The organism is Actinophytocola sp. (genome assembly GCF_050699915.1).
Lineage (GTDB): Bacteria > Actinomycetota > Actinomycetes > Mycobacteriales > Pseudonocardiaceae > Actinophytocola.
The window spans coordinates 1-22753 of record NZ_JBOHGA010000069.1 but is presented as its reverse complement, the minus strand read 5'-3'; the positions used below and the strand labels follow the sequence as shown (position 1 = coordinate 22753).

At 73.0% G+C, this 22753-nt stretch carries 20 protein-coding genes and 2 pseudogenes; 10 read left to right on the top strand and 12 right to left on the bottom strand.

Annotated features, from left to right (window positions below; translation table 11 throughout):
* Positions 1-3: 3 nt before the first annotated feature.
* Positions 4-1890, bottom strand: coding sequence for a hypothetical protein (locus ACRDSK_RS14895; protein ID WP_431441380.1), 1887 nt, complete (start codon positions 1888-1890; stop codon positions 4-6).
* Between the two features lie 103 nt (positions 1891-1993).
* Positions 1994-3835, bottom strand: a complete 1842-nt coding sequence (locus ACRDSK_RS14890; protein ID WP_431441378.1) for a vWA domain-containing protein — start codon at positions 3833-3835, stop codon at positions 1994-1996.
* Between the two features lie 181 nt (positions 3836-4016).
* Here ACRDSK_RS14890 and ACRDSK_RS14885 point away from each other — a divergent pair, with 181 nt between their 5' ends.
* From ACRDSK_RS14885 to ACRDSK_RS14870, 4 genes are all read left to right on the top strand, one after another.
* Complete coding sequence (locus ACRDSK_RS14885; protein ID WP_431441376.1) at positions 4017-4952, top strand: ABC transporter ATP-binding protein; 936 nt, start codon at positions 4017-4019, stop codon at positions 4950-4952.
* Positions 4949-5710, top strand: coding sequence for a hypothetical protein (locus ACRDSK_RS14880; protein WP_431441374.1), 762 nt, complete (start codon positions 4949-4951; stop codon positions 5708-5710). The genes ACRDSK_RS14885 and ACRDSK_RS14880 overlap by 4 nt, the downstream gene beginning before the upstream one ends.
* A 13-nt stretch (positions 5711-5723) precedes the next feature.
* Complete coding sequence (locus tag ACRDSK_RS14875) at positions 5724-7484, top strand: ABC transporter ATP-binding protein (protein WP_431441372.1); 1761 nt, start codon at positions 5724-5726, stop codon at positions 7482-7484.
* A gap of 95 nt (positions 7485-7579) precedes the next feature.
* On the top strand, positions 7580-9361 hold the full coding sequence (locus ACRDSK_RS14870; RefSeq protein ID WP_431441370.1) for a carbohydrate-binding module family 20 domain-containing protein: 1782 nt from the start codon (positions 7580-7582) through the stop codon (positions 9359-9361).
* A 55-nt stretch (positions 9362-9416) separates the two neighbouring features.
* On the opposite strand, the gene ACRDSK_RS14865 is transcribed toward ACRDSK_RS14870, so the two are convergent.
* From ACRDSK_RS14865 to ACRDSK_RS14840, 6 genes and pseudogenes are all read right to left on the bottom strand, one after another.
* The gene (locus ACRDSK_RS14865; protein WP_431441368.1) at positions 9417-10469 is read right to left on the bottom strand and encodes a LacI family DNA-binding transcriptional regulator; all 1053 of its coding nucleotides are present in this window, start codon (positions 10467-10469) and stop codon (positions 9417-9419) included.
* A gap of 76 nt (positions 10470-10545) precedes the next feature.
* Positions 10546-11303 (bottom strand): annotated as a pseudogene (locus ACRDSK_RS14860) (SDR family oxidoreductase).
* A 100-nt stretch (positions 11304-11403) separates the two neighbouring features.
* Positions 11404-12135: an ankyrin repeat domain-containing protein gene (locus ACRDSK_RS14855; protein ID WP_431441366.1), complete on the bottom strand. Its 732-nt coding sequence runs from the start codon at positions 12133-12135 to the stop codon at positions 11404-11406.
* A 7-nt stretch (positions 12136-12142) separates the two neighbouring features.
* The gene (locus ACRDSK_RS14850) at positions 12143-12661 is read right to left on the bottom strand and encodes a MarR family winged helix-turn-helix transcriptional regulator (RefSeq protein ID WP_431441364.1); all 519 of its coding nucleotides are present in this window, start codon (positions 12659-12661) and stop codon (positions 12143-12145) included.
* On the bottom strand, positions 12654-13076 hold the full coding sequence (locus ACRDSK_RS14845) for a DUF3224 domain-containing protein (RefSeq protein WP_431441363.1): 423 nt from the start codon (positions 13074-13076) through the stop codon (positions 12654-12656). The genes ACRDSK_RS14850 and ACRDSK_RS14845 overlap by 8 nt, the downstream gene beginning before the upstream one ends.
* A gap of 74 nt (positions 13077-13150) precedes the next feature.
* Entirely contained in the window at positions 13151-13630 is a 480-nt protein-coding gene (locus tag ACRDSK_RS14840; RefSeq protein WP_431441361.1) for an RrF2 family transcriptional regulator, read from the bottom strand.
* A gap of 120 nt (positions 13631-13750) precedes the next feature.
* Between ACRDSK_RS14840 and ACRDSK_RS14835 the strand changes: the two genes are divergently transcribed.
* Complete coding sequence (locus tag ACRDSK_RS14835; protein WP_431441359.1) at positions 13751-16393, top strand: FAD/NAD(P)-binding protein; 2643 nt, start codon at positions 13751-13753, stop codon at positions 16391-16393.
* A 31-nt stretch (positions 16394-16424) separates the two neighbouring features.
* Here ACRDSK_RS14835 and ACRDSK_RS14830 read toward each other — a convergent pair whose 3' ends face one another.
* Both ACRDSK_RS14830 and ACRDSK_RS14825 read right to left on the bottom strand, forming a co-directional pair.
* Positions 16425-17057, bottom strand: a complete 633-nt coding sequence (locus tag ACRDSK_RS14830) for a hypothetical protein (RefSeq protein ID WP_431441358.1) — start codon at positions 17055-17057, stop codon at positions 16425-16427.
* A 32-nt stretch (positions 17058-17089) separates the two neighbouring features.
* Complete coding sequence (locus ACRDSK_RS14825; protein WP_431441357.1) at positions 17090-17623, bottom strand: TetR/AcrR family transcriptional regulator; 534 nt, start codon at positions 17621-17623, stop codon at positions 17090-17092.
* A 55-nt stretch (positions 17624-17678) separates the two neighbouring features.
* On the opposite strand from ACRDSK_RS14825, the gene ACRDSK_RS14820 reads away from it, so the two are divergent.
* Positions 17679-18035: a VOC family protein gene (locus ACRDSK_RS14820; RefSeq protein WP_431441355.1), complete on the top strand. Its 357-nt coding sequence runs from the start codon at positions 17679-17681 to the stop codon at positions 18033-18035.
* Positions 18036-18046: 11 nt separating this feature from the next.
* The gene (locus ACRDSK_RS14815; protein WP_431441353.1) at positions 18047-18697 is read left to right on the top strand and encodes a DNA alkylation repair protein; all 651 of its coding nucleotides are present in this window, start codon (positions 18047-18049) and stop codon (positions 18695-18697) included.
* Here the strand turns inward: ACRDSK_RS14815 and ACRDSK_RS14810 are convergent.
* On the bottom strand, positions 18648-19736 hold the full coding sequence (locus ACRDSK_RS14810; RefSeq protein ID WP_431441351.1) for a winged helix DNA-binding domain-containing protein: 1089 nt from the start codon (positions 19734-19736) through the stop codon (positions 18648-18650). The two genes, ACRDSK_RS14815 and ACRDSK_RS14810, sit on opposite strands and share 50 nt — an antisense overlap.
* Before the next feature lie 108 nt (positions 19737-19844).
* Between ACRDSK_RS14810 and ACRDSK_RS14805 the strand changes: the two genes are divergently transcribed.
* The 3 genes from ACRDSK_RS14805 to ACRDSK_RS14795 all read left to right on the top strand — a co-directional run bounded on the left by ACRDSK_RS14805 (position 19845) and on the right by ACRDSK_RS14795 (position 22492).
* Complete coding sequence (locus tag ACRDSK_RS14805) at positions 19845-20543, top strand: TIGR02206 family membrane protein (protein ID WP_431441350.1); 699 nt, start codon at positions 19845-19847, stop codon at positions 20541-20543.
* A gap of 77 nt (positions 20544-20620) precedes the next feature.
* Positions 20621-21676, top strand: a complete 1056-nt coding sequence (locus tag ACRDSK_RS14800) for a zinc-dependent alcohol dehydrogenase (protein WP_431441348.1) — start codon at positions 20621-20623, stop codon at positions 21674-21676.
* The gene (locus ACRDSK_RS14795) at positions 21677-22492 is read left to right on the top strand and encodes a sugar phosphate isomerase/epimerase family protein (RefSeq protein ID WP_431441345.1); all 816 of its coding nucleotides are present in this window, start codon (positions 21677-21679) and stop codon (positions 22490-22492) included.
* 45 nt (positions 22493-22537) lie between these two features.
* Here the strand turns inward: ACRDSK_RS14795 and ACRDSK_RS14790 are convergent.
* A pseudogene (locus ACRDSK_RS14790) lies at positions 22538-22753 on the bottom strand (hypothetical protein); the annotation flags it as partial.

The following is a 22753-nucleotide window of genomic DNA, read 5'->3' as shown; positions in this document are numbered from 1 at the left end:
CTCCTATGGGGTCGGGTAGTCCACGACGTACACCGGCACGCCGACCTTGGTGGTGTCGGCCGCGTCGCCGAGCCCGTTGACGACGTGGTCGATCGTCCCCGCGCTGAGGTTGACGGTCATGATGTGGTGCAGCCGCACGCCCGGACGCTCCGGCACCTCGAACCCGTTCTCCGTATGGATGTCCGGGTTGTTCTGGTTGAACACGTAGACGCCGGCGCCGTAGAGGGTGTGGGTCCGCACCCGGTCGCCGACCTTGTAGCCGGCGAAGCCCTCGACGTCGCCGTTCATCCAGTCGGCCTGCGTCGGCGGGTCGTACGGCAGCTCGTTCTGGTAGAGGATCGTGGTGCCGCCGTCGCCGTTCCAGACCGTGTTGTAGCGCTGGAAGTGCTCCACGAACAGGCCGGTCGCCGTCACGTGGTCGCCGTTGATCACCGCGCCGGTGCGGCCGATGTTGGTGTTCCAGCGCTCGGTGTCGGTCAGGTCCTCGACGCCGTGGTCGGCCCGCCACACCCACGCGTGGTCGATGAGCACGTGGTCGCTGTTGACCTCGAGCGCGGTCTCGGTCCGGCCGATGTGCGGCCCGCCGACGCGGAAGTACACATCGGACAGCGTGGTCGGGTTGCGCGGCGAGCTCCAACCCTTGCCGTGCCGGTCGCCCACCCGCAGCAGGACCGGTGACTTCCGCTCGCCCGCGTCGATGGTGACGCCGGCGACCACGACGCCCGGCACGTCGGCCACGACGAGCGGTGTCGAGCCGCGGGCCGCGGTGAGCGTGGCGTGGCCGAGACCGAGCACCACCGTGTCGGGGCGCTTGACCTCGATGCTGCGCGCGATGTCGTACACGCCGGGCGTGAGCAGCAGGTGCTTGCCCGACGCGAGCCGTTTGTTGATGTCCCGCACGTCGTCTCCCGGCTTGGCGACGACGAAGTCCGACAGCGGCACCGTGCGGCCCGGCGTCAGGCCGCCGGCCCAGGAGACGCCGCGGGTGTTCGTCCGGGCGGCCGGCACGCGGACCTGGTACCTGCCACGGGAGTCCACGAACAGGTACGGCTTCTCGCGGCTGACCGGCGTGGTGTCCAGCGTCGTGTAGGGCGGGTTCGGGAACGCCGAGTCGTCCGGGGCGCCGACCACACCGGCGAAGACCTGGTTCCACACGCCGTTGGACCAGCTCTCGATCTCGCTGTTGCGGGTCAGCCACTGCTGCTGGGAGCCGTTGGTCGTGGCCGGCAGCCGCGAGTCCGCGATGAAGCCGCCGCTGGCGAACTGCGGGCCGGCGGTGCAGTAGTCCATCAGCGACAGGCTGCCGCCGCCGATGTCGAGGCGGCGCATGGAGACCGCCTGCGAGACCGCCCAGAAGTTCGCCGTGGCGCGGCAGCCGTCCTGGCCGGCCGCGTCGACGCGCAGCGACAGGTTGGACAGGGTGCGCCAGAAGTTGACCAGGGCGATGCAGTTGCTCGTGCCGCCGTCGGCGAGGCAGCGGTTGTAGACCTCGACCTTGCCGTTGATGACGACGTCGGTGGGCGAGGCGCCCAGGCCGGCGATCTCGGTGTAGTAGCCGACCTTGATCTGCAGCGGCTGCTCGGCGGTGCCGTAGGTACCGGGCTTGAACAGGAAGGCGTGCCGCTGCGTGCCCATCTCGTTGTCGACCTGCGCGGCGTGCGTCGCGTCGAGGGTCGCCTGGATCTCGCCGACCGGCATGCTCGGATCGAAGACGACGACGTTGCTCCCGAGGTCCGGGCCGCCGTGCCGGGCCGAGTCGGCCGACGGGGCGGGAGCGGGCGGTACGGCCGAGGCGGCCGGTGCGGCAAGCGCGCCGACCACGATCAGCACGACGCCGAGCACGAGTGCCCGGCCGAGCCTGGACCTGTCGTCGCGAGCTTGGTTCGTCATCCGGGTCGTCCTCTCCGCAGCGGGCGCCGAAGTTCTCCGCCGAACCGTGGAAGCGCTCTCACGGTCGGCTCGGACAGTTGTACTCCGTGCGGCCGGTCCGGCGCTACACCCGTCGCCGGTGGCGCACGAGCAGCAACCCGACGGTGAGGACGATTGCCAGCACCACCAAGGGAATGCCCACGTACAACAGCGGCGAGGTCTCCCCGAACGCCGCCGCGAGGCCGGCGCGGTCGCCGGCCGGCTCCACGAGGTCGGGCGCCGGCCCGCGGTCGCCGAACGGGTCGGCACCGCCATCGCCCTCGTAGCGCGGGCCCGGCTCGGTGCCGGTGCCGACCGACACCTCGAGGGTCACCGGCACGGCCCGCGGCTCGTAGGTCTGGTCGACCAGCACGCTGAGGTAGTACCAGCCGGCCATGGCGACACCGGGGCCCACCTCGGGGCCCGGCAGGACGCGGTTGCGGTAGCGCACCGGCGGGCCGCCCAGCGAGTCGCCGGACGCGGGCAACGCCTGCTCCCGGCCGGTGTAGGAGGTCGAGTCCGCGTCCTGCTCCTCGCGGGCGGGGTTGTACCAGGCGGTCTTCACGAACAGGCCGCCGACGCCGTCCTGCTCGCCCATCCGGAGCCGGTAGGCCAGGCCCTGACCCCAGTCCAGGCGGACCTTGTAGAAGACCATCTCCCCGGACAGAACCGTGTCGACGTACCCGCCGGACCCGGCCAGCTCGGTCGCCGTGCCGAAGGAGCCGCCGCCGGCCACGGGCTCCGCGGGCCCGTTCGGGGGGACGAAGCTGGTTCGCTCCGTGGTCCCGGGCGGCCCCGCGTCCCCGCTCACCTTCGGCTCCAGCCCGATCAGCAGCTCCAGCGCGGACGGGCTCGTGGCCGGCGCCACCGCCTCCAGGGACACCCGCACGAGCTGGACGCCGGCCCGCTCGCACGGGTCGGCGTCCCGTTCGGGCGGGGACCACCGGTGCAGCGCCGAGACGACCGGGCCCTCCGTCTTGACCTCGGTGGCCTCGCCGGAGCAGGCCTGCCCCGCGTCGCCGTCGTACCGGCCCACGTGCAGCAGGTAGTCCACGTCGTCGGCGACCACCGCGGACGCGCTCGCGTACAGCGTGTACCCCCGGGGCACGTCGACCGCGTAGAAGCGGCTCTCGTCGGGCCCGATCCGGTCCAGGTAGGCGCCGGCCCCCACGCGTGGCGCGCCGGCCGGTGCCCTCGTGCCGGCGACCGGCGTGCCCACCGGCTCGTACGCGCGCAGCGCCCGCTGGCCGACCCGGTTCAGCGCGCGGATGAGCGCGCCGGCGTCCCGCGCGTCGACGTACTCGCCGCCGGTCGCCCGCGCGGCACAGGCGAGCTGCTGGCGGGCCTTGTCGTCCACGTCGAACCCGATCGCGTGCACGCGCAGGTCGGCGCCCTTCTCCTCGAGCTCCTTCGCGACCTCGCACGGCGCCGGCGGAGCGCAGGTGTCCTCCCCGTCCGACACCAGCACGATCGAGCGCGGACCCTCGGTCGGCAGCTCGGCGGCGGCCGTCCGCAGCGACTGGCCGATCGGCGTGTAGCCCCGCGGCTCGACCTCGTCGACGGCGGCGTCCAGGGCCGGCCGGTCCAGCGGTGCGACGTCGTGGACGACGCGCACGTCCCGGCAGCCCGCCGCCTTCTCGCCGGCCGAGCTGCCGGTGCCGGTCCCGTAGACGGCCATGCCCAGCCGGGCCTCGGTCGGCAGCGCGCCGACCAGCGTGTGGACCGCGTCCTTGGCGGCGGCCATCTTGGTGTCCCCGCCGGCGATCGGCTCACGCATCGACCCGGACGCGTCGAGCACGACCACCACGGGCGCGAGCTCATCGGTTTCGCCCGTGGCCGACGCCGTGCTCGGGGCGGCGAGCACCGCGCCGACCATGACACCGACCAAGACACCGACTAACGCCACCATCTTGCGTGCACTCGACATCGAGTCCCCCTCCCTGGTCGTTGCGCAAACTAGGGAGGCACATTGCAGTGGCGTTGCGGCAATCATGAAACCGCTGCTCAGGCGGGCCGCCGGTCCGTCCGGAGCGCGAGTGGGCCCGCTGGCCGCGGGGAGATCGACATACCCCCTAGAATGTGCCGCGGTCACTACCGAGGGGGAGCAAGTGGCGGACGAAGCCGGGCGGATCGAGGTCCGCGGTCTCAGCAAGTCGTTCGGCACCGTCAAGGCGGTCGACAACCTGACCTTCGAGGTGCCCGCCGGGACGATCACCGGATTCCTCGGGCCAAACGGCGCCGGCAAGACCACCACGCTGCGCTGCCTGCTCGGGCTGATCGGTCCGACGAGCGGCTCCGCCACCATCGGCGGTCGCGCCTACGTCGACCTGCCGCACCCGTCGGCCACGGTCGGCGCCATGCTCGAGGCGTCGAGCTTCCACCCGGCCCGCAGCGGCCGCAACCACCTGCGCGTCTACTGCACGGTCAACGGGTTCCCGGACAACCGCGCGGACGAGGTGCTCGACATCGTCGGGCTCACCAAGGCCGCGCGGCAGAAGGTCCGCGGCTACTCGATGGGCATGCGCCAGCGGCTCGGGCTCGCCGCGGCGCTGCTCGGCGACCCGCACGTGCTGATCCTCGACGAGCCGGCGAACGGACTGGATCCCGAGGGAATCGCGTGGCTGCGCCGGTTCCTGCGCCGGATGGCCGAGGAGGGCCGCACGGTCCTCGTCTCGAGCCACGTGCTGAGCGAGGTCGAGCAGACCGTCGACAACGTTGTGATCATCAACCGCGGCACGCTGGTGCGGCAGGGCAGCATCGCCGAGCTCGCCGAGCAGGAGGGGTTGGGCGTGCTGGTCCGTGGACCCGATCTCGACCGGCTGGTCGCCGCGCTGCCCGACAAGGCCGCGGCGGACCGGCAGGACGGCACGCTGCGGGTCACCGGCCTCACCAGCGAGGAGGTCGGCCACCTCGCGTTCACCGAGCGGATCGAACTGCACGAGCTGACCACCGAGCGCAGCGACCTGGAGCAGATCTTCTTCGCGTTGACCGGCGAGTCCGGCGGACCGGTCGAGCACTTCGGCGGCGAGGGGGGCGACCGGTGATCCGGCTCATCGGCGGCGAGGTCCGCAAGCTCTTCACCACCAAGCTCTGGCTGTGGATGCTGCTCGGCGCGATCGCGATCACCGCGCTGTTCATGAGCTTCACGATCGCGCTCGACGGCAGCGAGGGAAACCCGCAGCCGCCACTGTCCACTCCGGAGGGGCAGCGCAACCTGTTCGGAGTGGCCGGCGCGTCCGGCGTGTTCGTGCTGATCCTCGGCATCATCGCGATCACCGGCGAGTTCCGGCACCAGACGGTGACGCCGACGTTCCTCGCCACTCCGCACCGCGGCCGCGTGGTGATCGCGAAGCTCGTCACCTACGCGCTGGCCGGCATCGGCTACGGGGCCGCGGTGATCGCGTTCGCGGTGGCGCTCGCACTGCCCTGGCTCGCGGCGAAGGACATCGACGTCTCCCTGACCGGCAACGGGATCCCCGGGGCCATGGCCGGCACGCTCGCCGGCGTCGCGGTCTACGCGGTGCTCGGGGTCGGCGTGGGCGCGTTGGTGCGCAACCAGATCGCGGCGATCGTCGGGTCGCTCGTGTACCTGTTCGTCATCGAGGCGTTCGCTTCCGCGCTGCCCAAGATCCGCGACTACTACGAGTACTTCCCCGGCGGCGCGTACGCGGCGGTGACCGGCACGTCCCAGCCCGGCGTGGAGCTGCTGGAGCCCTGGCAGGGCGGCGCGCTGCTGGTGGCCTACGGCGTCGTGTTCTCGTTCGCGGGCACGTGGCTCGCGGTGCGCCGGGACGTCTCCTGACCCGAGGCTCGCCATGAGCACGAGGACCGACCCGCCCGCGTGGCGGGTCCTGCTCGGCTACGTCCGTCCATTTCGGACGACCCTGGTCCTCGGCGGCGTGCTGAGCCTGGCGACGGCGGCGACGGGGCTGGCGTTGCCGCTCGCGGTGCGCGAGCTGCTCGAGTCCCTCGGCGAAGGCCGCACGGTCAGCGGGCTGCTGGTGCTGATGGCCGTGCTGGTGCTGGCCAACGCCGCGATCGGCGCGTTCGGCTCGTTCCTGCTCGAGCGCACCGCCGAGTCGGTGGTGCTCGTCGCGCGACGCCGGCTGGTGTCGCGCCTGCTGTGGCTGCGAATCTCCGCGCTGGACGAGACGGAGCCCGGCGACCTCATGGCCCGGGTCAGCGCGGACACCACGCTGCTGCGCGAGGTGAGCAGCCAGTCGCTGGTGTCCGCCGTGACCAGCCTGCTGACCCTGGCCGCCACGATCACCATGATGGCGCTGCTGGACCCGGTGCTGCTGGTGGTCACCCTCGGCGCGCTCGCCGTGGCGCAGGTCGTCGTGGCCGTGGTCATGCCGCGCATCTCCCGCGCGGCCAAGCAGGCGCAGGAGTCGGTCGGCCTGATGAGCGCGGCGCTGGAGCGCGCGCTGGGCAACCTGCGCACGGTCAAGGCGTCGGGCGCGGAGGAGCGCGAGCGCGACCGGCTGCACGCGGCGGCGGCCGACGCGTGGCGGGGCGGAGTGCGCGCGGCGGTGTGGCAGTCGGTGGCGGGCAACACCGGCGGGCTGGCGATCCAGCTGTCGTTCATCGTCGTACTCGGCATGGGCGGCGCCCGGGCGGTGTCCGGCGCGATCGACGTGGCCACGCTGGTGGCGTTCCTGCTCTACCTGTTCTATCTCATGTCACCGATCAGCGAGCTCGCAAACGTGGCCGGCCAGTACCAGGTGGGCGCCGCCGCGGTGACCCGCATCCAGGAGGTCGAGACCCTGCCGTCCGAGTCGCCCGACACGGCAGTCCCAGCGGACCCGGCGTCTCCGCGGGACGCCGGCCCGGCCGCGGTCGCCTTCGACGAGGTGCGGTTCCGGTATCGCCCGGAGCTGCCGCAGGTCCACCACGGCGTCACGTTCGAGGTCCCGCGCGGCGGCATGACCGCGTTCGTCGGCCCGTCCGGCGCCGGCAAGACCACGGTCTTCTCGCTGCTCGAACGCTTCTACGAAGCGGACTCCGGGCGGGTGCTCGTCGACGGCACCGACGTCCGGAACTGGCCGCTCGCCGACCTGCGCGCCGCGATCGGCTACGTCGAGCAGGACGCGCCGGTGCTGTCCGGGACGCTGCGCGACAACCTCGTCTTCGGCGCCCCCGACGCCGACGACGCGGAGGTGGCCGCCGTCCTGGACACGACTCGCCTCGCCGCCCTGGTGGACCGGTTGCCCGACGGGCTCGCCACCACGGTCGGCCACCGCGGCGTCAAGCTCTCCGGCGGCGAGCGGCAGCGGGTGGCCATCGCCCGCGCCCTGCTGCGCCGGCCGCGGCTGCTGCTCCTCGACGAGGTGACCTCCCAGCTCGACGCCGTCAACGAGGCGGCGCTGCGGGAGACCATCGCCGGCGCCGCGGCAACCACCACGGTGCTCGTCGTCGCCCACCGGCTGTCGACGGTGACCATGGCCGACCGAATCGTCGTCCTGGACGCCGGACGGGTCCGCGCGGTCGGCACACACACCGAGCTCGTCGCCACCGACCCGCTCTACGCCGAGCTGGCCGCCACCCAGCTCCTCGCCGTCGAGGACGCCGACTAGCGGTTTACAGCCCGCGGCCCGCGGTCGTACGCTGCAAGATGTTTCACCGTCTTTCGCAAGCGCTGCACACTCGCTCTCGACGAGGAGAGATCAGCATGCGTGCCTCAACCCTGCTCAAGGCAGCTCCCGCCGCGCTCATCGCCAGTGCCGTCGCCATTGCCAGTGCCATCGCCCTCGGCGTCGTCGGGCCGGCCGCGTCCGCCTCGGACGAGCCGGCCGGGCCCAAATCGTTGGTGGCGGCCGACATCGGCGTCCCGAACGGGGACGTCATCGCCAACCTGTGGTCGTGGAACTGGCGCTCGGTCGCCGCCGAGTGCCGCGACCATCTCGACCCCGCCGGGTACGGCGCGGTCTGGGTGGCCCCGCCCGGCGAGTCGCTGCGCCACCCCGGCGGCGTGTGGTGGGACATCTACCAGCCCTACAGCTACCGGTTGAACGGCCGTTTCGGCTCGCAGTCCGACTTCACCGCCATGATCTCCACCTGCCACGCGGCCGGCATCGAGGTCTACACCGACGCCGTGGTCAACCACACCGCCGCGCAGACCGGCACCGGCTACGACGGCACGGTGCTGTCCGACAGGTACGACCCGCCGATGTACGACCGCGGCCACTACAACGTCGACGTCTGCGACCACGCGATCGACAACTGGGCCGACCAGTGGGAGGTCCAGCACTGCGAGCTGCTCGACCTGCCCGACCTGGACACCAGTGACCCCAACGTGCGCGGCACCCTCGCCGGCTTCCTGAACGCGCAGATCGGCCTCGGCGTGGACGGCTTCCGCGTCGACGCCGCGAAGCACATCCCGGCCGGCGAGCTACAGGCGCTCGTGGGACAGCTGAACGACACGACCTCCGGCGCGCGGCCGTACGTGTTCCAGGAGGTCTTCCCCGGCCAGCCACCGGCGCCCGGCGACTACTTCGGTGCGGGCGACGTGCTGGACTTCACCTACGCGGACAAGATGAAGGCCGCCTTCCAGGGCGACATCGCGACGCTGTCCTCGTTCGGCCCGGGCTGGGGCATCCTGCCGGCCGCCAACTCGGTCTCCTTCGTCACCAACCACGACACCGAGCGCAACGGCCAGCATCTGTCCTACAAGGACGGTGCGACCGCGACCCTGGCGAACGTCTTCCAGCTGGCCTGGGAGCACACGACGCCGACCGTCTACGCCGGCTTCGACTTCGCCAACCCCGACGCGGCACCGCCGAACTCGAACGGATTCGTCACCGACACCACCTGCGGCAGCGGCTGGCACTGCCTGAACCGTGACCCGCTCGTCGCCGGCATGGTGGGTTGGCGGGGCGCCGTCGGCGGCGCGGACGTGGCCAACTGGCAGTCCCCGGCCGGCAACGTCATCGGCTTCGGCCGCGGCGGCACGGGTTTCGTCGCCATCAACAACACCGGCGGCGCGCACACCGCCACCTACACGACCGGCCTGGCCGAGGGCTCCTACTGCAACGTGCTCAACGGCTGCGCGACGAGCGTGACCGTCGCGAGTGGACGGGCGACGCTGACCGTGCCGGCCAAGGGCGCGGTCGCCTTCCACACCGGCGCCACGGGCGAGCCGGACCCCGACCGGGTCAGCGCCACGTTCACGGTCCAGGCGGAGACGAACTGGGGCCAGAACGTCTACGTGGTGGGCGACATCGCCGAGCTCGGCGCGTGGAACCCGGCGGCCGCGGTGCCGCTGACCACCGGGCCGGGTGCCTACCCGCGCTGGTCGGGAGGCGTCTCGCTGCCGGCGAACACCGACGTGGCATACAAGTTCGTCATCCGGCAGGACGGCCAGCCGGTGATCTGGGAGACCGGGGCGAACCGGACCGTGCACACCCAGTCCGGCGGCGCGCAGACCGTCGACGGCGGTTCGTTCCGGCGTTGAGGGCCGGCGCTGAGACCGGCACCGCGGCGGGAGTCGCACCCCGCCGCGGTGCCCTTCACGACCGGCGCCGTCGTGGCCCGGCACCGGTCGAGCCGCGTACCACCAGCTCGGGCAGGAAGACGAACTCCGCGTGCGGCGCGGGCGTTCCGCCGATCTCCTCGAGCAGCGCGTTCACCGCCGCCTGCCCCATCGCCTCGACCGGCTGGCGCAGCGTGGTCAGCGGCGGGTCGGCGAACACGATCAGCGGTGAGTCGTCGAACCCGACGACCGACACGTCCTGCGGCACCGACAGGCCGCGGTGGCGCGCCGCGCGGATCGCGCCGAACGCCATCAGGTCGCTGCCGCACACGATGGCGGTGCAGTCCTTGTCCAGCAGCGCGGTCGCCGCGGCCTGCCCGCCCTCGACGGTGAACAGCGAGTGCGCCACCAGCTCTTCGGCCTCTTCGGCGCGGTAGGGCAGCAGCGTGCGCAGCTGCTGGACGAAGCTCTCGATCTTGCGGAGCACCGGCACGAACCGGCGCGGGCCGACCGCGAGCCCGATGCGCTCGTGGCCGAGCTCGACGAGGTGCGTGACGGCCAGCCGGACCGCCGCCCGGTCGTCGGTCGACACGAAGGGGGTGGACACCTTCTCGGTGTAGCCGTTGATCATCACGAACGGGACGCCGCGGCCGGCGAGCTTGACGTAGCGGTCCATGTCGGCCGTCGAGTCGGCGTGCAGCCCGGACACGAAGACGATGCCGGTGACGCCGCGCTCCACGAGCAGGTCGGTCAGTTGGTCCTCCGTGGACCCACCGGGCGTCTGGGTGCAGAGCACCGGCGTGTAGCCGCGGCTGGTCAGCACCTGCTCGATGACCTGGGCGAGCGCGGGAAAGATCGGGTTGGACAGCTCGGGCGTGATCAGTCCGACCAACCCGGCGCTGCGCGATCGCAGCTTGGGCGGCCGCTCGTAGCCGAGCACGTCCATCGCGGCGACCACGGACTGTCGGGTGGCCGGGGAGACGCCCGCCCGACCGTTGATCACCCGGCTGACCGTCGCCTCGCTGACTCCCGCCTGCGCCGCGATGTCGCTGAGCCGGGCGTGCCCGCCTGCCGACTCGAGGTGAGCCATCCCGGTCCTCCGCTCCGTCGCGCTCCGCAACAGCTTACAACCACTTTCTGCAAGCCGTTGCAGGCGCGACGGGCGGTCAGGTTCGGTTGATGGACACGCCGCCGTCGACGAGCAGCGCGGTGCCGGTGAGGAACGCGGCCGCGTCCGAGGCGACGTACAGGATCGAGCGCGCGATCTCCTCCGGGGCCGCGATGCGCTTGAGAGCGTGCAGACCCTCGACGAACGCGACCGTCTCCGGTGTGGCATCGGGTGCGTTGGTAGCGCTGGAGGGTGTGTCGGTGCCGCCCGGCAGCACGGCGTTCACTCGGATGCCCTTGCCGCCGAGCTCGGCCGCGAGCACCTTGGTCAGCCCGATCTGTCCGGCCTTGCTGGCGGCGTAGGCGCCCATGCCGGGCATGCCGACGGTGTGGCCGACGAAGCTGGAGACGAACACAAGCGACCCGCCGCCCCGCTCGATCATCGCCGGCACCTGATGGCGGACACCCAGGAACGCGCCGGTGAGGTTGACGTCGAGGATGTCGTGCCACTCGGCCGGCGGCAGCTCGTGTGTGGGCGTGCTGCTGCCGACCAGGCCGGCGTTGTTGACCGCGATGTCGAGCCCGCCGAACCGCTCGACCGCGGTGTCGACGAGCGTGCGGGCCAGGCTGTCCTCCCGGATGTCGCCCGCCACGGCGACCGCCTTGCCGCCGCCTCCTCGATCCGGCCGACGAGCTCGTCGAGCTCGGCCTGCCGCCGCGCGGTCACGACGACCGCGGCGCCCTCCCGGGCGAACAGCAGTGCGGTGGCCCGGCCGATGCCCGAGCTGGCCCCGGTCACGATGGCGACCTTGTCCATGAGATCCATGGGGCTCGACGCTATGGGCGCGCCACCCCGGAATCCGGCGGCAAACGGACGCCGCGTTCCGCCGGAGCGTCCGACTCTCGCCCGGGCAGCCTCAGCGGGTCAGCTCCGCGGCCGGGCGGGCGCCGCGGGAGCGCAGCCAGCGGACGAGGTCCGTGGCCTTGCCGCGGTGCGCCGCGTCCAGCGGGGTCATCGGCTCCCAGGGGGCGACCCAGTTGATCCGCGCGCCGCGGGTTGCGAGTAGCTCGGCCGTCTCCTGCCGGCCGCCGTGGCAGGCGCCCCAGAACGCGGCGTCGAGGTCGTCCTGCGCGGGCCGGGGCGGCCCGAGCCAGGGCCGCACGCGGTCGGTGAGCCCGAGCGCCGCCGCGGTGAACAGGGTCGTCGTCGCCCCGCGCTCGACCAATCGGAACGCCGCGGCCCACTGGGCGAACGCGGTGGCGTCGGCCAGCGGGGGACCACCGCCGATCACCGCTCCGGGAGCGTCGATGTGGGCGCCGGCGTCGAGCAGCGCGTCGAGGACGGCGACGTCGTCGCAGCTGGCCGCCCAGTGCAGCGGGGTCTCCAGGTGCGGGCCCACGAAGCGGGCGTGCACGTCGGCCCCGGCGGCCACCAGCATCGCCACGGTCTCGGTACCGCGGGGGAAGTGCCCGGGCCAGTCGGTCACCACGTGCAGCAGGGAGCGTCCATGCCCCTTGTCGTCGACGATCCGCGCGCTCGCGAGGATCGGGTGCGCGGTCAGCAGTGCCCGCAGCCCGTCGAGGTTCCCGGTTCGGATGGCGCTGGTCACCGAGACCGCGAGCGGCTCCTCGCTGCCGAGATTCGTCATGCCGCCATCATCGTCGACCGGCCGCCGCGCGGGCGACCGGGCAGTGGCCGGCCGCGCGGCCGCACGCCTCGAGGTCGCACATGCGACACAGCCACCTCGTCGCGCCCGGCCCGCGCATCATGCCGACCAGGACGTCGCCCAGCAGCCGGTCCAGCGTGCGACGGTCCCGCTCGGACAGTGCGCCGAGCGCGTCGCCGAGCACCCGGCCCCGGGCGGCGGTGACGCGACCGGCGAGCCGGCGGCCGGAGGCGGTGAGCGAGAGGACGGCCGTGCGGGCGTCGGCGCCGGTGCGTCGGCGCAGGTGGCCGTCGCGCTCGAGCCGGTCGACCAGCCGGACCGTGCCCGAGTGGGTGAGGCCGAGCACCTGGCGCAGCTGGTCGATGGTCGGCGAGTCCAGGAACTGGTGCATCGCCGACAACGCGGCGGCTGCGGTCGCGGACGGCCCGGCCTCGGCCACGGCGTCCGCGGTCCGGTCGGTCACCGCCAGTGCGAGCGCGCCCAACAGGTTGGCGGCGTGCTCACTCATCGATGTCGGGGTCGATGTCGTAGTCGAAAGTCAGCGGCATGTACGGATAGTCCTCGTGCGTGGACACGCTCGTCGCGGTGCCGCGCATCCCGGCCAGCTCGCCGGTGCCCGACCCGGGCAGCACCGTGAGGTCGATGCGCGCCCGCGTGCCGTCGTAGTCGCCGCTGCCACGCAGCACGACGCCGCCGGACCGCTCGCCGATGCGCCCGACCACGTGCATCAGCCCGACGTAGCTCGCCTTCCCGTCCGCCGCGAAGAAGCTCAGCGCGTCCCACGCGACCTCGGCCTCGATGGCTTCCTCCGCAACCGTCATCGACAGCGTGCCCTTGGTCAGCTTGGCGCCGTCGTCGAACTCCCGGTACGGCGGCTCGTCGAACGACTCGATCTTCAGCCTGGTCTCCAGATGAGTGGTCATGCAGAGGATAGTATGTATGACTCACGCATATATCAACCGAGCGGCGTGGTCCGCACGGCCGACGCGACCGTCGGTCAGGCGTGTTCCACGTCGGGCTGGTTGCGGGGGTCGTTGCGGTACGCGGTCGCGAGCTCGGCCGGGTACGGCGGGAGCTCGCCGGACGCGAGGTCGGCCAGCGTCACGTTCTCGAACACGTTCCGCAGGCTTGCCCGTGCCGCCATCCACACCTCGCGCAGCGACTCGGCCGGACCGGCGTAGGTGAGCTCGGAGAAGTTCATGTCCCGCACGGTCACCAGCGGGCCGTCGACGCTGCGGAAGACGTCCGCGAGCGTGATCTCCCCGGCGGGACGCGCCAGCTCGTAGCCGCCGTCCGGGCCTCGGGTGCTGCGCACCAGCCGGGCCCGCTTGAGGTCTGCGAGGACGCCGTGCAGGAACTTCAGCGGGATGGCCTGTCGCTGCGCCAGTCGAGTGGCGGAGACCGGCCCGTGCGAGGACTCGGCGGCCAGCTGCGCCATCGCACGCAGCGCGTAGTCGACCTTGGCTGTGACTCTCATCCGCCGCTCACCGGGCTCCGTCGATCCGCCTAGACGTTTGGCGGAGGCGCTGTCCGCCGCCACCTGCTATTGTACCGGATCGATAATTTCTATGAAAATAGTAGAGATTAGGAGGCTTTGATGCGGAGTGCTGGCTCGTCGGTGGCGGTGGTCGGAGCCGGGGCGTCGGGCGTGGTCACCGCACTCCGCCTGCTGGAGCTCGCGGGCGACCGTGAGCTCGAGGTCCTGCTGGTCGATCCGACCGCCGAGCCCGGCCGCGGGATCGCCTACTCGACACGCGAGTCGACGCACCTGCTCAACGTCCCGGCCGGCCGGCTCAGCGCCGACGCCGCCGATCCGGACCACTTCGCACGCTGGGCCGCCCGGCGGCTCGATCGTCCCGTCGGGCTGGACGAGTTCCTGCCGCGACACCTGCTCGGCAGCTATCTCGGCGACCTGCTCGACGCGGCGATCGAGCGACGTCGCGGCGCCCGCCTGCGCCTGGTTCGTGAGCGCGTCACCGGTGTGCGGAACGCCGCCACCGGGGTGACGCTGCGACTCGCCTCCGGCGACACCCTCTCCGCCTCCGCCGCCGTGCTCGCCATCGGCCTCTCCGCGCCGGCGTCCGGCTGGGCGCCCGCCGCGCTCCGGGAGTCGCCGGCCTTCGTGGCGGACCCCTGGGCGCCCGAGGTGGCGCACGCCGAGGACGGCGACATCCTGTTCGTCGGCTCGGGACTGACGATGGTCGACCTGGCGATCCAGCTTGACCGTCCACATCGGACGATGCACGTGGTCTCCCGCACCGGTCTGCTGCCACGCCGCCACCTGTCCGGGCGGACGGCCCCGCGCCTGGACGTCGACGAGCTGACCGGGGCGGCCGGGGTGGACGCGGTGTGGCGGGCGGTGTCGACCGGACGCGGCTGGCGCGCCGCGGTGGACGGGCTGCGCCGGGCCACCTCTCGGATCTGGGGGGAGCTGGGCGAGGACGAGCAGGCCCGCTTCCTCGCCGAGAAGTCCCGCTTCTGGAACTGCATCCGCCACCGGATGGCGCCCGCGGCCGCCGACCGGTTGCGCGAGATCCGCCGGTCCGGCCGGCTGCGGCTGCACACCGGCGAGGTCACCGCGGTCGAGCCCGACGGCGACCTGTTGTGCGTGACGTTGACCGGGGGCGAGGTGCTGCGTGTCCGCTCGGTCGTCAACTGCACCGGCCCGAGCCTCGACCTGCGTGGCGCCGGCGACCCGCTGGTGGCCGCGCTGCTCGCCGACGGGCTCGCCGTGCCCGGCCCGCACGGGTTGGGCCTCGACACCGACAAGGCCGGCCGGCTGCGTGCCGGCGGCCGGCCGACCGGTCCGCTGTGGACGATCGGCGCGACGCGGGTCGGCACGCTGTGGGAGTCCACCGCGTTCCCGGAGATCCGGGACCAGGCGGCCGCGGTCGCGGAGTCGGTGCTGTCCGATGTGGACGAGAACCTGGCGACGGTGCGGCGGCGGCCGCGGGACCGCTACGGGATGCCGCTGAGCACGATCCCCGAGGCGGCCGAGGCGTTCACCCTGGGCGTGGACCAGGTCCTGAGCGGTCAGCAGGACGCGCTGGAGTACCTCACCGCCGCGACCGAGGCCGACCCGGGGTTCGCGCTCGGCCACGCGGTGATCGGCCTGCTCGGGCTGGAGATCGGCGCGCCGGTGGACGTCGCCGCCCGGGTGCGCGACGCGCAGGCCTTCGCGGTCGGCGGCGACGACCGGGAGCGCAGCTTCGTCGCGGCCGTGGTGGCGCGTGCGGCGGATCTCGATGCCGGCGGCCGCGCGCTGCTGCGCCACATCAAGGCGTACCCGCGGGACGCGCTCGCGGTGAACGTCGCGGTGCCGACCATCGCCTTCGGTGGCATCACGAGCGACCGCGAGACGTGGTCGCTGGTCGAGAGCCTGCAGCGGGACTACGGCGACGACTGGTGGTACCTGAGCCAGCTCGCGTTCGTCCGCCAGGACCAGGGCCGCTGGGAGGAGGCCGAGGCGCTCTCGAGCCGCGCGCTCGCCGCCGAGCCCCGCTCCGGCCACGCCGTGCACGCCCGCACGCACGTGTTCTACGAGACCGGCGAGCACAAGGACGGGCTGTCCTGGCTGAACGGTTGGATCAACCGGTGGGGCCCGGCAAGCGACGGGCGGGTGCACTTCACCTGGCACGCGGCCCTGCACGAGCTGATGCTGGGCGACGACGCCGCGGTCCGCCGGCGCTACGACAACGACCTGGCCCCGCCCGCGGTGGCCGGCCCACGGGCGCTGGTCGACTCGGCGTCGCTGCTGTGGCGCTGCGAGATGACCCGCGACTGGGACGGCCGGGTCGGCGCCAACGCGGTCCTGGACGTCTCCCCGGACGACTGGCTGGCGCGGCCGGCCACGGCGTTCGCCGCCATGCACGCGGCCATCGCGATGGCGGCCGCACGCGACGAGGACCGGCTGCGCGCGCTGCGGACCTACGCCGCCGGCCACGACTCGGCGGTGTACCGGCAGGTGGTGGCGCCGCTGTGCGCGGGCCTGGCCGACGTCGTCGCCGGCCGGTGGAACGCCGCGGTGGCCCAGCTGGACGCGATCCGGCCGCACGTCGAGCGCCTCGGCGGGAGCGCCGCGCAGCGCGAGGTCATCGAGGACACCTACGTGCACGCCCTCGCGTCGGCCGGCCGCCACGAGGAGGCCGCGGCGGTCCTGTCCGCACGACTGGACCGACGCCCGCCGTCCCCGCTGGAGCAGGGCCGCCTGGCCGTCCTCCGCAAGCCGACCGCGACCTGAACGCGACCTGACCGCCACCTGACCTCCGGCGTCAGCGCCGGCGGGGTGGCAGGTCGACGTCGGCGCGGCGGATGGCGACCGTCGTCTCGTTCGGGGAGGCGGCTCGGTTCGCGCGGGCCGTGGAGATGACCTTCGTCGTCGTGATGACGCCCTCGGTGCCGAAGTAGGCCAGCACGATCACCGTCACCAGGTAGCGGAAGTCGTTGAACAGGCCGGTCGTGTCCTGCTGCAGCGCGGTGTCGGCGAACGCCGGAACCGTGAGCACGAACGTGAGCGCGGCGAGGAACGTCATGAGGAAGCTCGCCGTGATCGCCACCCGCGCCCGCCGCGCGGCCCCGTAGTACATCCCGAACGAGAACAGCGCGACGAACCCGAGCGTCCCGCCGACGACCGGCTGCCACACGATCGGCACCTCCGTGTCGGTGCGGTCCCAGTTGTGCGCGAACGCCCAGTAGAGGAACGCGTGGCCGGCGACGATCACCAGCGACGAGACGATCGTGGCGACCACGATCCACGCCATCGACACGCCGTCGTCGGCCTGGTCCGACGTGCCGCCCCCGCCTCCAGCGCCGGCCCCGTCGGGCTCGGGCTGCTGTTCCGGTGGTGCGGGGACGGGCAGCTCGGCCTCCTCGGCGGGCGTGCCCACCGGTGTCTGCGTGGTCATCGCTGCGGCTCCCTCGTCGAGCGGTCCCGGCGTCAGCTGCCGGCGGCCGGGCGTCCGGCCGGTTCGAGGAGGTAATCGAGCGAGGACCGCGCGGTGCTACCGGGCGTGCCGTCCGCGACCGCGAGCAGGGCCGCCCGCCACGCGGCCGCCAGGATCGCGCCGCCCACGCTTCGCCGGGGCGGCAGCAGCGGCCGCAGGGTGGTCTCGATCGGGTCGTCGCGTTGAACGGGGAGCGGCTCGGCCAGGATTCGGCACACACCGAAGTGGACGGCCGCGTCGAAGGCGACCAGCAACGCCGCCCGGACCGTGGCCCGACCGCGGCCGCCCGCCGCGGCCACGGCGCCGGCCATCCGGTCCACCACCCGCCGCTCCATCTCCCCGCGCACCACCAGGTACAGGCCCAGCTTCGAGTCGAAGTGGTGGTACAGCGATCCGGTGGTGACGTCTGCCTTCGCGGCCAGCTCGGTCACGTTGACGGCCTCGTAGCCGGCCACCTCGAAGTGGTGGATGGCTGCCTCGACGAGCCGGGCCTTCGCGGTGCCCGGAACCGGTATCCACTCTCGCATCACCATCGAGCGTAACTCATTGACTGGAGGACGTAATCGAATTATGGTCCAGCTCATGAAGCTGACCTTCCTCTACCAGCCGGTGGACGACCTGGCCGCCGCTGTTGGTTTCTACCGCGATGTGATGGGCCTGGACGAGGCGTGGCGCGAGGGCGACACGACCGCCGCGTTCAAGCTGCCCGGTACCGAGGTGGAGCTGATGCTCGACACCCCGCCGGGCGACGGGCCCGAGTGGAAGGGCGGCGGGATGTACGCCGTCGAGAGCGTCGACAAGTTCCTCGCCGACCACTCGAGCGTCAAGCTGGTCGGCGAGATCATCGACCTGCCGGGCGGGCGCAGCGCCGCGTTCCTCGACCCCGCCGGCAACACCGTCCACATCTTCGACCAGAGCACGGCCGAGCCGGGGGAGTGACGGGTCGGGGCGTGCCCACTCCCGAACGGCTGGCCGACGAGATCGACCGTCGGATCCGGGCGCTGCCCGTGCCTGGAGTCGCGCCGGTCCGCAAGGTCCGGCGCGACTACACGCGCGAGCTCCGCACGGCGGACGCCGCGACCGTGCTCGCCGCCGCCGAGTCACTGCTCGGCCGGCAGCGCTGGGTGGCCTACGAGCTGATCCGCCATCACCAGGGGGCGATGGCGGCGCTGGACGCCGAACGGGTCGAGCGGCTCGGCGCGGGGCTGGCCGGCTGGGGCGACGTGGACGCCTTCGCCGCCATCCTCGCCGGCCACGCCTGGCGTGCCGGCCGGATCGGCGACGACACCGTCCGGGAGTGGGCGCGCAGCGAGGACCGGTGGTGGCGGCGCACCGCGCTCGTCTGCACGACCCGCCTGGACGACACCGAACGCACCGTCGACATCTGCACGCTGCTGGCGAGCGACCGCGATCCCATGGTGGTCAAGGCACTCTCCTGGGCACTGCGCGAGCTGTCCACGAAGGACCGGTCGGCGGCGGAGAGCTTCCTCGAGCGGCACGAGGTGGCCGCGCTCGTGCGCCGGGAGGTGCGCAACAAGCTGGCCACCGGACTCAAGAACCCGCGACCAGCCGCACGTCGTGGCGCCCGCCCGGATGCGTGAACGCCAGCAGCGCCAACCCTTCGGCCGTCACGGCGTCGCGGTCCACCGAGGACAGCTTGCGGAACGGGCGCACGGTCAGCGCGACCGCGTCGTCGTCCTCCGTGCTCGACCACGTCGCCGCGACCGTGCCGTCGACGAGGACGGTCCGGTCCACCGCGGCGCCGACACACACCGCGCGGCGCACCTCGTCGGTCATCACGCGGGTGCGGTCGGCGTGGGCGAGCAGCGGGGCGTCGAACTCGGGCAGGAACCGGACCGGCGCCGGCGTATCCGGGTCGGGTAGCGGGGTGTCGGGCAGGTCGAACAGCTCGCGCCCGGCCTCGGTCCGGTAGGTCCGCAGCTCGCCGCGCATGCCGGTGAACACCTCGGCGAGGCCGCCGATCCCCGACCACGCCCGCGCGTCCGAGACCGAGGCCGGGCCGAACGCGGCGAGGTAGCGGCGGACCAGCTCGGGCAGGTCGGTCGCGGCGCCGACGCCGGTCCACTCCGCCGACGCGAACGGGGTCGGACCGTAGACGTCCCAGGTGCCGCTCGGCGCCGGGTGCACGAGCGGCACGAGGTACTGCACGGTCCAGCCGAGCGCGCCCGGCTCGGTGACCGGGAACCGTCGCGCGAGCTGCCGGCCAAGCTCGGGACGGGTCAGCACCCGGCCGTCGGCCAGCAGCTCCCGCGCCGCGGCGACGAGCGCGTCGAGGTCGACGTCGGCGGTCCGCTTGCCGAACGCGTTGCGCTGGATCCGGCGCAGCAGCGCCGCGAGCGCCGGGCGGATCAGCCGGAAGTCCGGCACGGACACGATGTGCTGGGTGGCGCGGACGAGCGTGGTGCGGACCAGCGAGCGGTCCTCGATCGCGGTGGTGAGGTCCTTGGTCGCGAAGTCCGCGAGCCGGCTCCACAGCGCGAGGTAGGGCGGGTTCGGGCTCTGCGCGTTGAGCCCGAGCACCCGCTCGACGGCGGGCACGACCGGCAGGTCGGCGCGGCTCAGCAGCAGCTGGCGGGCCAGCACCGCGCGGTTGAGCGCCCGCGGGCCGAGGGTGGGCATGCGCTCACGCTAGCCGCCGCCTCCGACAAGACCCGGCGTCGACGAGGCGAGCCACCCGTGCCGCGACCGTGTCGAAACCGTGTCGGTGCGCCGCTAGCCTGACTGGTCGTGACGGCCGCGGCGCGGGAGTTCACCGTGTACGGCCCCTCGCACCTGGTGGTGCTGCTCGTGTTCGCGTTGGTGACGGCCGCGGTGATCGTGCTCGGCCGCCGGTACGGCGAGACGCCGGCGGCCCGCCGCGGCGAGCGGGTCGTCGCGGTGGCGATCCTCGTCGCGCAGCTCGGCGTGGTGGTGTACTCGAACGCCCCGTCCCGGTTCGGCGTCGACCACTCGTTGCCGCTACACCTGTCCGACCTGCTCGCCTTCGTGGCGGCGTTCGCCCTGTGGACACGGCGGCAGTGGGCGTACGCGCTGACCTACTACTGGGGCCTGGTGCTGAGCACGCAGGCGCTGCTGTCCCCGGCACTGACCGGCCCGGACCTCGGTCGGGACTTCTTCGTGTTCTGGGGCCTGCACCTGTTCGTGGTGTGGGCCGCCAGCTACCTCACCTGGGGTCTGCGCAGGCACCCCACCTGGCGCGACTACCGGGTGACGATCGCGGTCAGCTTCGGCTGGGCGGCCGCGGCCATGACGTTCAACGCGATCACCGGCGCCAACTACGGCTTCCTCAACCGCAAGCCGGCGGTCGGCTCGATCCTCGACGTGCTGGGCCCGTGGCCGTGGTACCTGCTCCCCGAGATCGCCCTGGTGCTCGGCGTGTGGGCGCTGATGACGTGGCCGTGGGTGCGCGCCCGGTCGAGGGCCTAGCTGCTCGACACCTAAACTCTGCGCCCGACGGTGTCGGCGTGGCCCGAGTCGGGTGTGGACGGAGCGAGGAGGCGCGAGTGGGCACGGTCGTGCGGTTCGCCGGCGCACGTCAGGTCGAGGTCGTGGAGGCGGGGGACGAGGCGCTGGCGCCGGGTTCGGTTCGCGTCCGGACGCTCTACTCGGGCATCTCGGCCGGCACCGAGCTGACGGCCTTCCGCGGCACGAACCCTTACCTCACGCGGATCTGGGACGAGGAGCGACGGCTGTTCGTGGCCGGGACCGAGGCGACGAGCTACCCACTGGCCGGCTGGGGGTACTCCGAAGTCGGCGTGGTGACCGAGGTGTCCGCCGACGTGCTGGGGCGGCCCGGGGTGCCGGCGGTCGACGACGTGGTCTGGGGAATCTGGGGCCACCGCAGCGAAGCCGTCCTGCCGGCGTCCAAACTGGACGATCACGTCGTGCCGGCGGGACTGGACCCGCTGGCGGCCACGTTCGCCCGGGTGGGCTCGGTCGCGCTCAACGCGGTGCTGGCTGCGGACGTGAACCTGGGGGAGACCGCGGTGGTGTTAGGTCAGGGCGTGATCGGGCTGCTAGCCACCCGGCTGGCGACCCTGAGCGGGGCGCGGGTCATCGCCTGCGACGCGATCCCGGTCCGGCTGGCGAAGGCGGTCGAGCTGGGCGCGGTGGCCGCGGTGGACGTCACCACCGCCGACGTGGCCGAGCTCGCCCGCTCGGCGACCGGCGGGCGCGGCGCTGACGTGGCGGTGGAGCTGAGCGGGAGCACCCGCGCGCTGCACGAGGCCATCCGGTCGGTCGGGGTCGGTGGTCGGGTGGTGGCCGCGGGCTTCTACCAGGGTGAGGCCGTCGGGCTGCGGCTGGGCGAGGAGTTCCACCACAACCGCGTCGAGCTGGTCTGCTCGCAGATCGGCGGGCCGCCGCCGAGACTGGCCGGGCGGTGGGACCAGGACCGGATGAACCGCACGTTCCTGCGGCTGGCCGCAGAGGGCGCGGTCGACCCCGTCGGCCTGGTGACCCACCGGGTGCGGGTGGCCGAGGCCGCGGCCGCCTACGAGCTGCTCGACCGGCGCCCGGCCGAGGCGCTGCAGGTCGTGCTGGACTACACGGAGGACTGAGTGCTCACGCTGTCCTGTCAGGAGCAGCTCCTTCCCGGCGAGGACCTCGAGTCCAAATGGGACTTCGCCACCGCCGCCGGCTACGACGCGATCGAGCTGCGCGGCAAGGGCGACCTCGCGCTGCGGCTGCGGTTGCCGCAGCTGCGTCGCGCGGCGGCCAACGGGGTCGTGATGCGCACGGTGTGCGTCGACATGCTCCACTTCTTCGGCGCGTTCGACGCGGACCTACGTGCGGACGCGGTTCGCCAGCTGCGGTCCCAGCTGTCGGTCATCGCCGAGCTCGGCGGCCTGGGCGCGATGACGCCGGCGTCCTACGGCATGTTCTCCCGCCGGTTGCCGCCCTTCGAGCCGCCGCGTGGCGAGGCCGAGGACCGGGAGGTGCTGCTGGCCGGGCTCGCCGAGCTGGGCGAGCACGCCGCCGCCGAGGGCGTGACGCTGTTCCTCGAGCCGCTCAACCGCTACGAGGACCACATGGTCAACCGGCTCGAGCAGGCGGCGGGCTTGATCGACGAGCTCGGGCTGTCCTCCGTGCGCATCGGCGCGGACACGTACCACATGAACATCGAGGAGGACCGGCCCGCCGAGGCTGTCGCGAGGTTCGCCGACTACATCGGACACGTGCAGGTCAGCGACTCCAACCGGCTGCAGCCGGGCGCCGGCCACCTCGACTGGCCCGCGGTGCTGACCGCGCTGGCCACGATCGGCTACACCGGCGACGTCGCGCTGGAGAGCCGGCTGCGCGGCGACCCGGCGGACGCGGTCGCGTCGGTGCCCGCGTTCCTGCGCGCGCAGGCCGGGTTCACCCGCGCCGGGTGATGCCGCGGGCCGCCGCGCCGAACGACTGTGAGTGTCGTGAGCGGCTCAGCCGGTGTCCTGTCGATCGGCCGCCGCCGGGTGGTCCAGGAACTGGATCACCACGAGGACGACGACCAGCAGCGACGCGATCAGCAGCACCGCGAGCCCGCTCGGCCGGTCCAGGAACACGAAGACCAGCACGGCGAGCCCGACGGCCGTCCCGCGCAGCACGCCGCGGTAGATGCGCACCCAGCCGCCGAGCCGGCCCGACCGCGGTCCCGC

Coding starts and splice junctions, on each gene's coding strand:
- ACRDSK_RS14855 (WP_431441366.1), bottom strand. CDS start 12,135: ATGACGAATCTCGGCAGCGAGGAGCCGCTCGCGGTCTCGGTGACCAGC.
- ACRDSK_RS14895 (WP_431441380.1), bottom strand. CDS start 1,890: ATGACGAACCAAGCTCGCGACGACAGGTCCAGGCTCGGCCGGGCACTC.
- ACRDSK_RS14870 (WP_431441370.1), top strand. CDS start 7,580: ATGCGTGCCTCAACCCTGCTCAAGGCAGCTCCCGCCGCGCTCATCGCC.
- ACRDSK_RS14875 (WP_431441372.1), top strand. CDS start 5,724: ATGAGCACGAGGACCGACCCGCCCGCGTGGCGGGTCCTGCTCGGCTAC.
- ACRDSK_RS14850 (WP_431441364.1), bottom strand. CDS start 12,661: ATGAGTGAGCACGCCGCCAACCTGTTGGGCGCGCTCGCACTGGCGGTG.
- ACRDSK_RS14820 (WP_431441355.1), top strand. CDS start 17,679: ATGAAGCTGACCTTCCTCTACCAGCCGGTGGACGACCTGGCCGCCGCT.
- ACRDSK_RS14830 (WP_431441358.1), bottom strand. CDS start 17,057: ATGACCACGCAGACACCGGTGGGCACGCCCGCCGAGGAGGCCGAGCTG.
- ACRDSK_RS14835 (WP_431441359.1), top strand. CDS start 13,751: ATGCGGAGTGCTGGCTCGTCGGTGGCGGTGGTCGGAGCCGGGGCGTCG.
- ACRDSK_RS14840 (WP_431441361.1), bottom strand. CDS start 13,630: ATGAGAGTCACAGCCAAGGTCGACTACGCGCTGCGTGCGATGGCGCAG.
- ACRDSK_RS14810 (WP_431441351.1), bottom strand. CDS start 19,736: ATGCCCACCCTCGGCCCGCGGGCGCTCAACCGCGCGGTGCTGGCCCGC.
- ACRDSK_RS14845 (WP_431441363.1), bottom strand. CDS start 13,076: ATGACCACTCATCTGGAGACCAGGCTGAAGATCGAGTCGTTCGACGAG.
- ACRDSK_RS14825 (WP_431441357.1), bottom strand. CDS start 17,623: ATGCGAGAGTGGATACCGGTTCCGGGCACCGCGAAGGCCCGGCTCGTC.
- ACRDSK_RS14890 (WP_431441378.1), bottom strand. CDS start 3,835: ATGTCGAGTGCACGCAAGATGGTGGCGTTAGTCGGTGTCTTGGTCGGT.
- ACRDSK_RS14865 (WP_431441368.1), bottom strand. CDS start 10,469: ATGGCTCACCTCGAGTCGGCAGGCGGGCACGCCCGGCTCAGCGACATC.